This is a genomic window from Faecalibacterium sp. Marseille-P9312 (assembly GCF_902497445.1).
Classification (GTDB): domain Bacteria; phylum Bacillota; class Clostridia; order Oscillospirales; family Ruminococcaceae; genus Faecalibacterium; species Faecalibacterium longum.
This window is the reverse complement of the sequence record NZ_CABVEW010000010.1, coordinates 72,533-87,689: the sequence shown is the minus strand read 5'-3', so window position 1 is coordinate 87,689 and position 15,157 is coordinate 72,533. Positions and strand designations below refer to the sequence as shown.

10 protein-coding genes are annotated in these 15,157 nt (G+C 59.9%); 5 read left to right on the top strand and 5 right to left on the bottom strand.

Annotated features, from left to right (window positions below; translation table 11 throughout):
• The first annotated feature begins 237 nt into the window (after positions 1 to 237).
• Complete coding sequence (locus F3G95_RS09140) at positions 238 to 1,242, top strand: RluA family pseudouridine synthase (protein WP_149794682.1); 1,005 nt, start codon at positions 238 to 240, stop codon at positions 1,240 to 1,242.
• A gap of 55 nt (positions 1,243 to 1,297) precedes the next feature.
• Positions 1,298 to 2,074 carry a Cof-type HAD-IIB family hydrolase gene (locus F3G95_RS09135; protein ID WP_149794681.1) on the top strand — a complete coding sequence of 259 codons (777 nt, stop codon included), beginning with the start codon at positions 1,298 to 1,300 and terminating at the stop codon, positions 2,072 to 2,074.
• Between the two features lie 190 nt (positions 2,075 to 2,264).
• Here F3G95_RS09135 and F3G95_RS09130 read toward each other — a convergent pair whose 3' ends face one another.
• From F3G95_RS09130 to F3G95_RS09115, 4 genes are all read right to left on the bottom strand, one after another.
• Positions 2,265 to 2,660, bottom strand: a complete 396-nt coding sequence (locus F3G95_RS09130) for a hypothetical protein (RefSeq protein ID WP_015564989.1) — start codon at positions 2,658 to 2,660, stop codon at positions 2,265 to 2,267.
• 48 nt (positions 2,661 to 2,708) lie between these two features.
• On the bottom strand, positions 2,709 to 4,007 hold the full coding sequence (locus F3G95_RS09125) for a diaminopimelate decarboxylase (RefSeq protein WP_149794680.1): 1,299 nt from the start codon (positions 4,005 to 4,007) through the stop codon (positions 2,709 to 2,711).
• A gap of 58 nt (positions 4,008 to 4,065) precedes the next feature.
• Positions 4,066 to 5,964, bottom strand: a complete 1,899-nt coding sequence (locus F3G95_RS09120) for a nucleoside-diphosphate sugar epimerase/dehydratase (RefSeq protein WP_149794679.1) — start codon at positions 5,962 to 5,964, stop codon at positions 4,066 to 4,068.
• A gap of 122 nt (positions 5,965 to 6,086) precedes the next feature.
• A complete protein-coding gene (locus F3G95_RS09115; RefSeq protein ID WP_149794678.1) occupies positions 6,087 to 7,667 on the bottom strand; it encodes an oligosaccharide flippase family protein in 1,581 nt (526 codons plus the stop codon).
• Positions 7,668 to 7,868: 201 nt separating this feature from the next.
• Between F3G95_RS09115 and F3G95_RS09110 the strand changes: the two genes are divergently transcribed.
• The 3 genes from F3G95_RS09110 to hcp all read left to right on the top strand — a co-directional run bounded on the left by F3G95_RS09110 (position 7,869) and on the right by hcp (position 12,067).
• Positions 7,869 to 8,699: an Mrp/NBP35 family ATP-binding protein gene (locus F3G95_RS09110; RefSeq protein ID WP_187156303.1), complete on the top strand. Its 831-nt coding sequence runs from the start codon at positions 7,869 to 7,871 to the stop codon at positions 8,697 to 8,699.
• A 293-nt stretch (positions 8,700 to 8,992) separates the two neighbouring features.
• Entirely contained in the window at positions 8,993 to 10,345 is a 1,353-nt protein-coding gene (gene gdhA / locus F3G95_RS09105; protein WP_149794677.1) for an NADP-specific glutamate dehydrogenase, read from the top strand.
• 123 nt (positions 10,346 to 10,468) lie between these two features.
• Positions 10,469 to 12,067, top strand: coding sequence for a hydroxylamine reductase (gene hcp, locus F3G95_RS09100; RefSeq protein WP_149794676.1), 1,599 nt, complete (start codon positions 10,469 to 10,471; stop codon positions 12,065 to 12,067).
• 385 nt (positions 12,068 to 12,452) lie between these two features.
• On the opposite strand, the gene F3G95_RS09095 is transcribed toward hcp, so the two are convergent.
• Entirely contained in the window at positions 12,453 to 15,074 is a 2,622-nt protein-coding gene (locus F3G95_RS09095; RefSeq protein WP_149794675.1) for a PT domain-containing protein, read from the bottom strand.
• Positions 15,075 to 15,157: the final 83 nt, after the last annotated feature.

Sequence of the window (15,157 nt, the reverse complement as noted above, 5' to 3'; positions counted from 1 at the left end):
GGGGAGAGTAGATTATTATAAAGTAGAAAGAACACTTTTCGGTACGCCAGAGCCTCCCCTCGATAGGGGAGGTGGCATTGCGAAGCAATGACGGAGAGGTTTCATTCCTACGGCAAAGCCATCCTTCGTACAACCTCTCAGTCTCGTCGCAAGCTCCTCGCCAGCTCCCCTTGTAGGGGAGCCTTTGGCAAAAAGGCAAGCAGAATCTTTCCAGAAAAGCAAAAAGGATATACTTTTATGAAACAATACACTGCCACCGCCAACGACGAGGGTGTCCGCCTCTCCCGCTTTGTCCAGAGCGTGACCCGCGATTTCCCTACCAGCCTTTTATACAAGAGTTTCCGCAACAAGCGCATCAAGGTCAACGGCAAAAAGGGTGTACCCGAAGACCGCCTCAAAGCCGGTGACCTCATTGAGCTCTACATCAACGACGAATTCTTCCCGCCTGAGGGTGCAAAGCCGACCCGCAAGCCCGCCCCCAAAAAGCAGCAGAACCAGCCCAAGGTGACGGTCATCTACGAGGACGAGAACATTGCCGTCCTCTACAAGCCCACCCACCTGCTCTGCCACAGCGACCGCACCGGCGACGCAAACCTTGTGGACGCCTTCACCCAGTATCTGGCCCAGAAGGGCGAGTACGACCCGCAGGGCGAGAACCGCTTCAAGCCCGGCATCTGCAACCGCCTCGACCGCGGCACTGAGGGCCTCGTCATCGCGGCCAAGAGCTACGCCGCCCTCCGGGACATGAACGAGATCATCCGCACTGACCTGCTCAAGAAGGAATACTACACCATCACGGTGGGCATCCCTCAGAGCGGGCGCTTCACTGCATGGTGGGAGCACGACGAGAAGAACAATAAGGTGAGCATCCACGCCCACCAGTCCCAGGACGAGCGCCGCAAGCAGATCATCACCGATGTGGACGTGCTGCGGACGGCTGGCCCCTTCGCCCTCTGCCGCATCGGCCTCATCACCGGCCGCACTCACCAGATACGCGCCCATCTGGCCTATCTGGGCAAGCCGGTGCTGGGCGACATCAAGTACGGCAACCGCAAGATGAATGAGCGCACCGGCACCAAGACGCAGGCCCTCTGCGCCGTCCGCATCAGCTTTCTCGACATTCCCGAGGAAAATACCCTCCACTACCTCTCCGGCAAGGTCATCAAACTGAAAGACCCGCAGATCGTAAAGCAGTTCGATGGGCTGGACAAGAGCAGGCAGGAGGCTGTTGATGTACCCTGACCGCAAGACCCGCAGGTAAGTCTCTCCCCTCTTTTTGCATTGGAGGTACAGCACCATGCACAAGCCCCGCATCATCTTTTTCGACATCGACGGCACCCTCATCGACATGGAGAAAAAGCGTATTACTGAGCGGACACTGGACGCTCTGCGCCGCTTACAGCAAAACGGCATCCTGCTGGCCATCGCCACCGGGCGTTCTCCGCTCATTGTGCCGAAATTCGACGGCGTGGAGTTCGATGTCTTTCTTACCTACAACGGCTCCTACTGCTACGACCGTCGCGGAGATATTTTTGTCAGCCCCATCCCGCCGCAGGATGTGCAGACGCTGATCCAAAACGCCACAGCGCTTGGTCGTCCGGTGTCGGTTGCAGGACGGACGCAGCTGCTCTCCAACGGAACGGATGACGATTTAACGGCATATTACGCCATCGGCGGGCGAGCGCCGGTCATTTCCGATCAGTTCGATGAAGTCTCCCGAGGTGAAGTTTTCCAGCTGCTGATGGGCTGCCGCGAAAGCGACTGGCCCGCCATCCTCAAAGGCACGAGCGGTGCAAAAATCGCCGCCTGGTGGGATAGGGCGGTGGACATCATCCCCATCTCCGGCGGAAAAGGAGCCGGTATCCAGAAAGTTCTGGCCTACTACGGCCTGACGCCCGAGGATGCAATGGCTTTCGGTGACGGCAACAACGATATAGAAATGTTTCAGGCTGTCGGTCACAGCGTTGCCATGGGCAACGCCTCTGCCGATTTGAAAGCCATCGCCAGCGAGGTCTGCGGCACCTGTGCAGAGGATGGTATTTATCACTATTGCAAAGAAAATGGTTTGATTTAAGAAAACAAAAAGAGGCCGCTGTGTTCAACCTCTCCGTCACGGCTTCGCCGTGCCGCCTCCCCTATCGAGGGGAGGCTTTGGCATGGCAGAAAGCCCAATCTCTTCGCCAGAGGCTCCCCTCGGTAGGGGAGCTGTCGAACGAAGTGAGACTGAGAGGTTGCTTTTACAGCGGCCTCTTATTTTTTGCTATTTACTTTTCTTCTCGTTCCGCCTTTTCGGCCTCCTGCTGCCGGCGCAGTTTCTTGATGCGCTTTTTCTCGCTCTCGACGCGGGGCCAGGGCCACGAAAAGCCCTCGTTCTCCTTGCACCAGCGGGTCAGCGGGTAGAACGCAAACGCCAGCCCGAACAGGTACAGCAGGACGTACAGCAGACCCGAAAGCGTTACCAGCGCGTCCAGCGCACCAATGAGCGCCATGATGAAGCCAGCTTTCAGGAAAAACAGGCCGTTCTGGCGGCAGTACTCGGGGAAATTTTCGGCCTTGACGGCCTGACGGCCCTGGTCGCCCCAGACCCGTGGATTTTTCATGACCGAATAGCCGTAAAAGACCAGCATCAGGCCACAGGTGAGTTGGAATCCAAAAAACATCTGCGTCGTTCCTCGCTTTATTCTGGTGTGATGGAGTCAGAAGCGTGCTCAGTCGTCGTTGTACTCGCCCAGCAGCGGCTTCATGAAGGGCAGGAAGTCCAGCGTTGCAAAGTAGTCGTGGGGAGTCTCGGCACGGCGGATGAGGCGGTGAGAGCCGTCCTCGCAGAGCAGGACCTCGGCGCTGCGCAGCTTGCCGTTGTAGTTGTAGCCCATGGCAGAGCCGTGCGCGCCGGTGTCGTGGATATACACGATGTCGCCGATGTCGATCTTGGGCAGCATACGGTCGATGGCAAACTTGTCGTTGTTCTCGCACAGACCGCCGACCACATCGTACTTGTGGTCGTGGGGTGCGTCTTCCTTGCCCAGCACGGTGATGTGGTGGTAAGCGCCGTACATGGCGGGGCGCATCAGGTTGGCCGCGCAGGCATCCAGACCGATGTATTCCTTATAGATGTGCTTCTCGTGGATGGCAGTAGCCACCAGAGCGCCGTAGGGGCCGGTGGTGAAGCGGCCCATCTCGGTGAAGATGGAGACATCGCCCATGCCGGCGGGGACGAGAATTTCTTCAAACTTCTTGCGAACGCCCTCGCCGATGGCCATGATGTCGTTCTCCGTCTGCTCGGGGCGGTACGGGATGCCGACACCGCCGGACAGGTTGATGTAGGCGATATGCACGCCGGTGGCCTTCTGGACGCGGACAGCCAGCTGGAAGAGGATGCCTGCCAGCTCAGGATAATAGGCATCAGAGATGGTGTTGGAGGCGAGGAAGGCGTGGATGCCAAAGTTTTTGGCACCCTTTGCAGCCAGCTTCTTGTAGCTGTCGATCATCTGCTCCTCGGTCATGCCGTACTTGGCGTCGCCGGGCTTGTCCATGACCTGGAAGCCCTCTTTGCTCTCGCCCAGCTGGAAGGTGCCGCCCGGATTGTAACGGCAGAAGATGTTCTCCGGCACACCGGCCACGCGGTCGAGGAAGTCCACCATCGTGGCGTCATCGAGGTTGATATAAGCGCCCAGCTCGTAAGCCTTCTTCATGTCCTCCACAGGGGTCTGGTTGGAGGAGAACATGATGTCGCTGCCCTCAAAGCCGCACACTTCGCTGAGCATCAGCTCGGTCAGAGAGGAGCAGTCCACGCCGCAGCCCTCTTCCTTCAGGATCTGGAGGATGACGGGGTTCGGCAGAGCCTTGACCGCAAAATACTCGCGGAAGCCCTTGTTCCAGCTGAATGCCTTGTTGATGCGGCGGGCGTTCTCTCGAATGCCCTTCTCGTCATAGACGTGGAAGGGGGTGGGTACGTCCTGAATGATGTCCTGAGCCATCGACTCAGTCAAAAACGGTTTCTTTTCCATGATTGTACATCCCTCTCATATATTTTTACACGGCAAAGATGCCGTGCAGCCAGCGGTTTTACAGCTTGAGGTTCTCGCGGGTGGGGGTAAAGGTAGGCACCATTTTGGCCAACTGCTCCACCACGCTGTCGTCGTTGTGCTCGGCGGCGACGGCCAGCTCCTGGAGCTGCTGGTAGAACTCGCCCAGGTCGATGTTCCGGGGCGGAGCCACGAAGATCTTATTGTGGACGGTGCGGCGCATCTTGTCCTGCTCCTCGTCCATCATCAGCTCTTCGTAGAGTTTTTCGCCGGGGCGCAGACCCACGATCTTAATATCCATGTTCACGCCCGGCTCATAGCCATAGAAGCGGATGAGCTGTTTTGCAAGGTCCATGATCTTGACCGGCTCGCCCATATCCAGCACATAGATGCTGCCGCTCTCGGCCAGCGCACCGGCCTGCAGCACCAGCTGTGCCGCCTCCGGGATGGTCATAAAGTAGCGCTCGATGTTGGGGTCGGTGAGGGTGACGGGGCCGCCCTTTTTGATCTGCGCCTCAAACAGCGGGATGACGCTGCCGTGGCTGCCCAGCACATTGCCGAAGCGGACAGCGACGCACTTCATGTCGGTGTTGCCCGCGAAGGTCTGGATGAGCATCTCACACAAGCGCTTGGTGCAGCCCATGACGCTGGTGGGGTTGACGGCCTTATCGGTGGAGAGCTGCACCAGCCGCTCCACGCCGTGTTCGCTGGCACTGGTGAGCAGATTCTTGGTGCCAAAGACATTGTTCTTGACGGCCTCGGCGGGGCTGATCTCCATCAGCGGGACGTGCTTGTGGGCGGCGGCATGGAACACCACCGTCGGGTGGTACGTCTCAAATACCTCGTCCAGACGGGCCTTGTCCCGGATGGAGCCGACCAGCACCGTGACCGGCACATCACGGCCATACTTCTGCTGCAGTTCCATCAGCAGTTCATAGGCGCAGTTCTCATAAATATCGAAGATAAGCAGTTTTGCAGGCTTGAAGCGCATGACCTGACGGCAGAGCTCACTGCCGATGCTGCCGCCGCCGCCCGTCACCAGAACGGTCTTGCCGGTGAGGTAGCCGGAAATTTTCTCCGTGTCCAGTGTGACTTCCTCACGGGAGAGGAAATCGGCGGTGTTCAGCTCACGGAACGCACCCTGCTGAGGGGTGCCTGCACCCACCAGCTGGGGGTCGCTGAGCATCTGCACGGCGCAGTGGGTGGAGACGCAGAGGTCGATGACGTGGTTCAGGCGGTTTCCCTTCAGGGTCGGGATCGCCACGATGATGGTGTGGATGTTGTAGCGGGTACACAGGTCAGGAATTTCTTCCAGTGTGCCGCGCACCGGGACACCGTGGATGGTCTGGCCCAGCTTGTTGGGGTCATCGTCCACGGCCACGATGACATGGCCGTAGCTGGTGTTGGTCTTGCAGACATTGATGGCCCACGCACCGGCCTCGCCCGCACCCACGATCATGACAGGGCGGTTGGGGTCCTTGCTGGCGTTGCCGCGCAGCCGCTCGCCCAGCGGGTGATTCAGGAAGAGCCGCCAGGCCAGACGGCTCCCGCCGATCAACAGTAAAATGAGCACCGCCGCCATGGCGTTGGCCGAGTTGAAAAGCACGCCGTGGATGAAGCAGCGGTTGACCAGATAGACGATGCCCGTCGGGACGGCGATCATCCCGGCCAGACGGATGAGGTCACGCTCCCCGGCGTACTTCCAAAGGATGGTGTAGAGCCGCCCGGCCAGAAAGCTGAGCAGATAGACCGCCACGATCCAGGGCAGATTCGCGTAGAGCAGGGCGCGGTTATGGGGCCACCAGGAGGCCTCGACAGCGCCGTCTGCGCGCAGCAGCAGGGCGAAATAAAAGCTGAAGGCTACGATGGCTCCGTCCAGCGCCACCAGCAGAGCCCGGCGGGCCAGTACCTGCAGCAGATTTGTTTTCTTTTCCTTCACAGCATATCCTCTTTTGCATCGGGGGCCGGCATCCGAAGATGTCAGCTGCCGTTTTTCATTTCAAGGGCCTATCACCCCATAATATCTTTAGTATTATACTCGATTCTCTCCCCCGTGTCCAGCTATTTCACTTTTTGGACATTTTTCTTATGCCGCCTCTCCCCCGCCGCCACGGCCCGCAGCTCTTCGCCGAGGCCCAGCGGCCACGCCGCCGCAAAGCAGACCACGGCCATCCCCGCGCCGCCCAGAGCTACCGCCGCCAGCTGCAAGGGGACTCCGCCGGTAAGCCAGTCCGCTAAAAGATGCCGCAGGGCCAGCCCGGCCCCGGCGCTGACGGCCCCCGCAAGTCCCGGTGCGCCCAGCCACCGCCAGAGTTGCAGCCGCAGGCCGCAGCTGGACAGCAGCCGCCCCGTGTTGGCGGTGCAGGTGTAGAAGCTGGACAGCAAGATCACAAAAAGAAAGCCCTTCATCCCGAAGCGGGGCAGCAGGAGCAGCACGCCCGCAATGCGGAGACAGGAGTCCCACATGCTGTACCGGAACACGGCTTTCTGTTCTCCTACCCCCTTCATGGCACCGTCCACCATGCTCTCGAGATACATCAGCGGCATGGCCGGGCCGAGGATGACGAGGTAGCTGCCCGCCTCGGCGCTGCCGTAGAGGGCTTCGGCCAGCGGCTGACCCCACACCCAGAACGCCGCGCCTGCCAGCGCCGAGAAATAGCCGGTGAGACGGAGCATCCTGTCGATGAGAGCCGCCAGCCGCCCGTTCTGGCCCCGGAGGTGGGCCTGAGTGATCTCGGGCATCAGTAAGACGGAAAGGCTCCCCAGCAGTCCGAAGGGAAAGGTCAGCAGAGGCAGGGCCATCCCCTTGAGGCTGCCGTACTGGGCCACGGCTTCGGCACGCCCGCCGGAAAATTGCAGATAGACTGCCAGACAGGCCGGCACCAGCATATTCTCCGCGGTGTGGAGAGCGCTGGCGAGACAACGTCCTCCCTCCACCGGCCAGAGGATGTCCCAGAGGCGCTTTCCCGGCTCCTGCGGGCGGCAGGCAGGCCGCGCGCCGAAGCAGCGGCGGGCCTCTTTACGGTAAAAAAGTGCCATCAGCCCGGTACTGACGGCCTCACTGACCGCCGTTGCGCCCAGCACTGCCGTGCAGCGCCCGCCCACGTCCCAGCCGAGGACGTCGGCCCGCTCCAGCGCAAAGTAGACGATACCGATGCGGACGGTCTGTTCGGCCAGCTGGCTCAGGACGTTTGGCTCCACCTGCCGCCGGGCGATGAAAAAGCCCCGCAGTACCGACGACACCGCCATCCACGGCAGACCCAGCGACGAGACACGCAGCGCCCCCGCTGCGCGGACATCGCCCAGCCACCATTTTGCGGCGAGACCCGCCAGCCCGAACTGCGCCGCCAGCGCCAGCACGCCCAGCCCGGCCCCTGCCAGCAGGAGACGGTGAAGCATCCCCCGGGCCTCCGCCGGGCTGCGGGCCAGCTCTTCGGCCATCAGGCGGGTGGCCGCCACCGAGACGCCCGCCGTCGCCAGCGTGACGAAGAGCGAATAGACCGCCAGCACCAGCTGGTACAGTCCCATCCCCTCGCCGCCCAGAGCGTTCGCCAGCCAGATGCGCAGCCCCATGCCCGCCAGACGGAGCAGGACGTCCGCCCCGGTCATCAGGGCTGCGTTTTTCAGATAGCTCTGCCGCACAGCGCACCCCTCCCTTTCCCCAGTGTATCTTTTTATAGATATGTAAACTGCTCTGGGAAATATGAGCGTGGCCGTGGGTTGTTTCTTTCCCAGTTTTATGATATGATATATATTGTATCTGGCGGGAATGTTCTGCCAGACCGGATCTAAGAATGCAAGGAGGAAGCGCACCCCGGTACCACGGCCGTGCGCAACGAGACAATGAGCGAAGAATGTACCCATGACTGCTCCAACTGCGGGGCAGCGTGTTCTTCCCGCGATGCTGCGCCCCAGCATGACGCACCCAACCCCAATAGCAGCGTCAAGAAGGTCATCGGCGTCGTATCCGGCAAGGGCGGCGTCGGCAAGAGCATGACCAGCGCCCTGCTGGCCTGTGCAATGGCACGCCGCGGCTACCACTGCGGCATCCTCGACGCCGACATCACCGGCCCGTCCATCCCGAAGCTGTTCGGCATCCATGGCCGCGCCATGGCCGACGACAAGGGCTGCTGGCCCATCCAGAGCCGGATGGGCATCGACGTCATGAGCATCAACCTGCTGGTGGAGAACGAGGAAGACCCCGTCGTCTGGCGCGGCCCCGTCATCGCCGGTGCGGTCAAGCAGTTCTGGACCGATGTGGTCTGGAAAGACGTTGATTTCCTGTTCGTGGATATGCCTCCGGGAACCGGTGACGTCCCTCTGACCGTCTTCCAGAGCCTGCCCGTGGACGGCATCGTCGTCGTGGCAAGCCCGCAGGAGCTGGTGAGCATGATCGTGGCCAAGGCCGTGAACATGGCCGAGATGATGAAGGTGCCGATGCTGGGCATCGTCGAGAACATGAGCTATATCGTCTGCCCCGACTGCGGCAAGCACATCAATGTGTTCGGCGACAGCCATGTGGACGAGGTGGCCGCAAAGCATCACCTGCCCGTTCTGGCCAAATGCCCCATCGACCCGCAGCTGGCTGCGCTGTCCGACGCCGGCATGATCGAGACCTACGGCGGTCAGTTCCTCGAGGGTGCCGCTGACGCCTGCGAGAAGCTGCTGAAGTAAGACTTTTCCTCCCTGTACCGCCTGTTCTGAGCCGGTGCAGGGATTTTTTGTTTCTTTACAAAAGCAGGTTTTATCGCCGTTTTTTGATGTGTCCCGTCTTTTTCGTGAAGTGCATTCATCTTTTCCATGGTTTTTTGAAAGATTTTCCGGTTTTTGCGGGGCGGGCCATCTTGTAAATCGGCAGATAAAGCTTTATAATAGCAAAGTGGTCAGAGGCTTATCCGCCCCGCCGTGGGAAACGGGAAAGACGGAGCCTCCACACAATAGAGATAAGGGAAAAGGAGTATATCATTATGCTGACGAATGAATATCTGAAGCGTGTCTACGAGGGCCTGGAAAAGCGCAATGCCAACGAGCCCGAGTTCCTGCAGGCTGTCCGCGAGGTGCTGGAGAGCATCCAGCCCGTCGTGGAGAAGCATCCCGAGTACGAGAAGGCCGGCCTCATCGAGCGTCTGGTCGAGCCTGAGCGCATCATCACCTTCCGTGTACCCTGGGTCGATGACCAGGGCAAGGTCCAGGTGAACCGCGGCTACCGCGTCCAGTTCAACAGCGCCATCGGCCCCTACAAGGGCGGCCTGCGCTTCCATCCTTCTGTCAATCAGGGCATCCTGAAGTTCCTCGGCTTCGAGCAGACCTTCAAGAACAGCCTGACCACCCTGCCCATGGGCGGCGGCAAGGGCGGCTCCGACTTCGACCCCCACGGCAAGAGCGACATGGAAGTCATGCGCTTCTGCCAGAGCTTCATGACCGAGCTGTACCGCCACATCGGCCAGTTCGTGGACTGCCCCGCCGGTGATATTGGCGTCGGCGGCCGCGAGGTCGGCTATATGTTCGGCCAGTACAAGCGTCTGACCAACAGCTTCCAGGGCGGTATGCTCACCGGCAAGGGCCTGACCTTCGGCGGTTCTCTGGCCCGTACCGAGGCTACCGGCTACGGCCTGTGCTACTTCACCGCTGAGGCTCTGAAGTGCATGCGCAGCGACAGCTTCGAGGGCAAGACCGTGGTCATCTCCGGCTCCGGCAATGTCGCCATCTACGCCTGCGAGAAGGCCACCCAGCTGGGTGCCAAGGTCGTCACCATGTCCGACTCCAACGGCTATGTCTACGACCCCAACGGCATCGACCTGGCCTACGTCAAGGACCTGAAGGAAGTCCGCCGCGGCCGCATCAAGGAGTATGCTGAGACCCACAAGGATGCGACCTATGTTGCTGACTGCACCAAGGTCTGGACTATCCCCTGCGACATCGCCCTGCCCTGCGCTACCCAGAACGAGATCAACAAGGAGTCTGCAGAGGCTCTGGTGAAGGGCGGCTGCACCGTGGTCTGCGAGGGCGCTAACATGCCCAGCACTCCCGAGGCCATCGAGGTCTACCTGTCCAACGGCATCCTGTACGGACCCGCAAAGGCTTCCAACGCCGGCGGCGTGGCTACCTCTGGTCTGGAGATGAGCCAGAACTCCGAGCGTCTGAGCTGGAGCTTCGAAGAGGTCGATGCAAAGCTGAAGGGCATCATGGAGGGCATCTTCCACGCTTCCTACGATGCATCCGTGGCCGCCGGCTCCGAGGGCAACCTGATGGTCGGTGCAAACTGCGCCGGCTTCCTGAAGGTCGCTACCGCCATGATGGCTCAGGGCATCACCTACTAAGCTTTTCCTGATCTGCAAGGGCCGCATCCGCGAGGGTGCGGCCCTTTTGTTTTGCCCGCCTGTCTGCATAACTGTCTGCTGTCCCGCTCATACTCCTTTCATCAAACGAAAAGAGGTTTTTGCATGGACGAAATGATGTTCTGTTATCAATGTGAGCAGGCGGCAAACTGCACGGCCTGCACCGGAAAAGCGGGTGTCTGCGGCAAATCAGCCGAGACAGCCGACGCGCAGGACAAGCTCACCGGGGCACTCATCGGCTTTGCCACCCTGCTGCTGGACATCGGCAGACCCATCCAGCCCCCGCAGGCACTCCTGCTGACGGAAGGATTGTTCACCACCATCACCAATGTTGATTTCGACCCCCAGACGGTGGCGCAGCTGACCGATAAGGTCTGGAAGGCCAAGCAGGAAGCCTTTGCCTCGGCCAGCCCTGCACCTGCACCAGTGTCCGACTACGATATGCAGAAGCTGTGGCAGGAGCCGGACCCCGACCGGAAGAGCCTGTGCTCCTTTGTCCTCTTTGGGCTGCGCGGCATGGCGGCTTACTCCTACCACGCGCGGGTGCTGGGCTATACCGATGGCGAGATCGACCTGTTTTTCTGCACGGCGCTGCGGGCCATCGCACAGGAGCGGGACAAGGACAAGCTCTTCCAGCTGGTAGAGGACACCGGGCGGATGGCCTACCGGGTCATGGCCGAGCTGGACAAGGCCAACACCGGCGCATTTGGCGACCCGGAGCCGGTGGAGGTGTCCCTGACCATCGAGAAAGGGCCTTTCATCGTCATCTCCGGCCACGACCTCTACGACGCCAAGTGCCTGTTGGAGCAGACCGAGGGCAAGGGCATCAATGTCTACACCCACTCCGAGATGCTGCCTGCCCACGGCTACCCGGAGCTGAAAAAGCGCTTTCCTCATCTGAAAGGCAACTTCGGCACCGCATGGCAGAACCAGCAGCGGGAGTTTGAGGACATCCCTGCACCGGTGCTCTTCACCACCAACTGCATCATGCCCCTCCGGCCCAGCTATGCCGACCGGGTATTCACCACCTCTGTCGTCTCCTATCCCGGCGTCACCCATATCGGGGAGGACCGGGATTTTTCGCCGGTCATCGCCAAGGCGCTTGAGCTGGGCGGCTACCCGGAGGACACCCTCATCCCGGGCATGAACGGCGGCAGTGTGGTCGCCACCGGCTTTGCCCACCATGCCGTGCTGAGCCATGCGGAGGCGATCGTCCAAGCCGTCCACGAGGGTGCCATCCGGCACTTTTTCCTCATCGGCGGCTGCGACGGCACCCGCCCCCCCCGCCGGTACTACACGGATTTTGCCAAGCTGACCCCGCCCGACACCGTCATCCTGACGCTGGCCTGCGGCAAGTTCCGGCTCAACGACCTGCCGCTGGGTACGGTGGCGGGTCTGCCCCGCATCCTCGACGTGGGCCAGTGCAACGACGCCTACAGTGCCATCCGGATCGCGCTGGGTCTGGCCGAAGCTTTTGACTGCTCGGTCAACGAACTGCCCCTCTCCATCATCCTCTGCTGGTTCGAGCAGAAGGCGGTCTGTGTGCTGATGGCCCTGCTAGCGCTGGGCATCCGGGGCATCCGTCTCGGCCCCACCCTGCCCGCCTTCCTCTCCCCCGGGGTGGCCGCTGTCTTACAGGAAAAATATGACCTCAAGCCCATCACCACCCCGGAGGCAGACCTTGCGGCCTGTCTGGGAGAATGACGACAGAGGGAGCTGCCGCAGCCTGCCCGTGAGCAAAAGCCTCTCCCTCTGGGAGAGGTGTCTGCGAAGCAGACGGAGAGGGCAAGCCCGTCTCCAAAGAGCCTCTACACAGCGATAAGCTGTGCCTTCGTCCAACCTCTCAGTCTCGCATTCGCTCGACAGCTCCCCTAGTAGGGGAGCCTCTGGCGAAACCGTTCACTTTGCGGGGACTGCCAAGGCCTCTCCTACCAGGAGAGGTGGCACGCCGCAGGCGTGACGGAGAGGTTGTACAAAGGGAAGCCTGCCCATAACCAAAAACGCCCCCGGCACGATGCGGAACGTGCCGGGGGCTTTTGCAATAAGGAGGCAAGCGGAGCTTTGCGGTAAACTCCGCCTCCGGGGATGGTTAGTCTTTCACCAGTTCGCTGTGGTCTGCCTCCACCAGCAGCAGGGTGGGCTCTTCGGCCCCACGGTGGGTGAGGTAGAACACCTCGCTGCCGCTGCCCTGTGCCAGCAGGTCGTTGATGGCAAAGCTGCTGGTCTGGCCATTGGTGACGAACTGGATGGTCTGTGCGCCGTGGTCCTGCAGGTAGCGCAGGGTGTCCAGGTCGCCGGTAAGGGTGGCGACGTCGTAGGCACCGGTGTAGGTGCGCAGGGTGCCGTTCTGGCTCACGGTAAAGGGCTGGTCCATGCCCTCAGCGTCCACCACCCGCAGCTCAAGGGCGCTGTTGGTGTCGGAGGGCAGGGCTTCGGTGGCACCGCAGTTGGTGCAGGTGTGGGTGCCGTCGCCGTTGTCCTTCCAGTGGTGGCCAAGAGCGGGGATGGTCTCTTTCCAAGTGCGGCCACAGCTGTTTCCGGTTGCATTGTTTTGTGCTTCGTAATTGCACTCGTACTCCACCCAGCCCTCTTCCGTGCAGGTGGCATCCTTGCGGCCGATCTCGTTTTTGGTGCAAACATTTTTGCCATGGACGATCTTCTGCAGTACACCATTGAAGTCGGTATACCACAGCTCTGTATTATCGCCAATGGTATTTACAAGGCCCCCGGCATCGGGGTTATTTCTTTTGCCCACCGCAGCCTCAGCATTGTTCACATCGATATACTCACTATTCTGCAAACTCTGTTTTATCTTAAGTAAGACGTTGTTGCCGATCTTGACCTCGGTGCCGGAAATTGCACCATCGGCTCCAAATATTGCACTGTTCTCACCGATCTTAACTTTTCCGTGTTCTCCGCCGTCAATGTTCACTACAACTTTGTTCACTACATCTTTTCTGTTCGAATCGATGTCAAAACTCCAGCCGCCAATGCTGGAGTTTAATCCTCCCGTAGCTGTATCGATGGAGGCATTGTCTTTTATATTGACCGTTACATTTCCGTATTGACTTCCGATCGCAACGGAATTTGAGCCGAGCGCCGTCTGGATGGTCACATGGCCCTGAATGGTGACCTTGGTATCTTTTGCGCCATTGCCGATGGCAGCACCATAACTTGATGTTGCCGTCACATGGACATCTTCCTGCTCTGCCGTAGCGCCTGCTGTGCCAATGGTCACCTCCGCGTTGTCACCGTATGCAGCACCGATGGCGGCCCCGCTGCCCTTTGCGTCGACCGTTGCGTGGCCTTGGATCACGATATGTTTGGCGCTACCACTCTTCGATTGACCGAAGCCGCCACCAATGGCCGCACCGCTTTGACCTGTAGCGGTCACTTTGGCGTAGTCCTGAATGGTGATGTTCTCCGCATCTCCACCACGATAACCATCTTGGCCTCCACCGCCGATACCGGCTCCATTCGTACCGCCGTTTGCTGTAACATTAGCATGGCCCTGGATGGTGATATTGCTGCCTTTTGCGCTGCAACCGCCGCCGATGCCGGCTCCATAGAGCCCAAATGTGTTTTTTAATATGTTTGCATTTACCGTTGCATATCCTTCGATGGTGATATTATCCGTGGCTTCGTAGCTGTTTCCGCCAATAGCAGCTCCACCGTAAATTCCTCCTTTTGCCCTCAGGCTTCCGGAGGTGTCTGCTTCTTCCTTTGCGGTAATGGTCTCGCCCTTGTCGCTGGTCTCATCTGTGATGGTCAGGTTTCCGCTGTCCTTTTTGTTCAGGCCCGCCCAATACTCGGATGTACTGCTGTCCAGAAGATTCTGGCCGTCCAGCTCGATTTTGGTTTTTCCGGTTCCCTGAACCTCTGCTGCTGCTACCCCATCTTTACCGTTGGTACGATGCTCCCTTGTTCCATCCGCATAGCGACTGGTGTCATCCACCTTAATATTCACATTACTGAGCCGGATATTCAGCACCTTCTCGGCCCAGTTATTGATGACCCGGATGACATTCGTGGTGGGTTTTTTGGCGCTGCCCTCTGCCGGGGCAGTAGTGGCGGGGGCGTCGTCCAGAGTGACCTCCTTGGTCTTTGCCGCAGGGGCGGCAGAGGTGGTGGGGGCGAGTTTCGTGGCCTGCTGCTCCGAATCCGGGTCTGCCGCCGGGTCGTACTGGTACACCACATCCTTCTTGGAGTTCGCCGTGGGGTCGTCCGTAGGATTCTCCGTGGGTTTCTCTGTGGGATTGTCCGTGGGATTCTCCGTGGGGTTGTCCGTGGAGTCCTTGCCCTCCTCAGAGTCCTCCTCTTCCTCGCTCAGGGTAAAAGCATCGTTCGGGTCAGGCTGGCTCTCCCCGGCAGCAGGCCCGGCTGCTTCCAGCTCCTGCGTGGCGGAGGGATCACTGTCCGGGACTGCTTCCCCTGCTCTTTTTCCTTCAATACGGTTTTCCTCTTTCTGGGCAGCGTTCCCCTCGTTGTTGCCGTCCTTGATCACGATCTCGTCGCTGGTGTCGGTGTAGGTCGTTTTCCCCTGAGTTACTTTCACATACTGCTCGCCGTTCGCATCCGTCACGGTCTCTACGTCAATGCTGCCGTTGCCGATATAGTAAACATTCGCAAAGGCCGGGGCTGCAATAGAAGTAACAATAGACATGATGGCTGCCGTAGACAGCACCCGCAGAGCTAAATCTTTTCGCTGCATACAAAATCCTCCCTGTTGTACATTCCAAGCCTGTCCCGCAGCAAAAAGGATACCTCGTTCGCCTCCGCATGGCGGGCATCCCG

Coding starts and splice junctions, on each gene's coding strand:
- hcp (WP_149794676.1), top strand. CDS start 10,469: ATGGACGAAATGATGTTCTGTTATCAATGTGAGCAGGCGGCAAACTGC.
- F3G95_RS09140 (WP_149794682.1), top strand. CDS start 238: ATGAAACAATACACTGCCACCGCCAACGACGAGGGTGTCCGCCTCTCC.
- F3G95_RS09135 (WP_149794681.1), top strand. CDS start 1,298: ATGCACAAGCCCCGCATCATCTTTTTCGACATCGACGGCACCCTCATC.
- F3G95_RS09130 (WP_015564989.1), bottom strand. CDS start 2,660: ATGTTTTTTGGATTCCAACTCACCTGTGGCCTGATGCTGGTCTTTTAC.
- F3G95_RS09125 (WP_149794680.1), bottom strand. CDS start 4,007: ATGGAAAAGAAACCGTTTTTGACTGAGTCGATGGCTCAGGACATCATT.
- F3G95_RS09110 (WP_187156303.1), top strand. CDS start 7,869: ATGAGCGAAGAATGTACCCATGACTGCTCCAACTGCGGGGCAGCGTGT.
- F3G95_RS09095 (WP_149794675.1), bottom strand. CDS start 15,074: ATGCAGCGAAAAGATTTAGCTCTGCGGGTGCTGTCTACGGCAGCCATC.
- gdhA (WP_149794677.1), top strand. CDS start 8,993: ATGCTGACGAATGAATATCTGAAGCGTGTCTACGAGGGCCTGGAAAAG.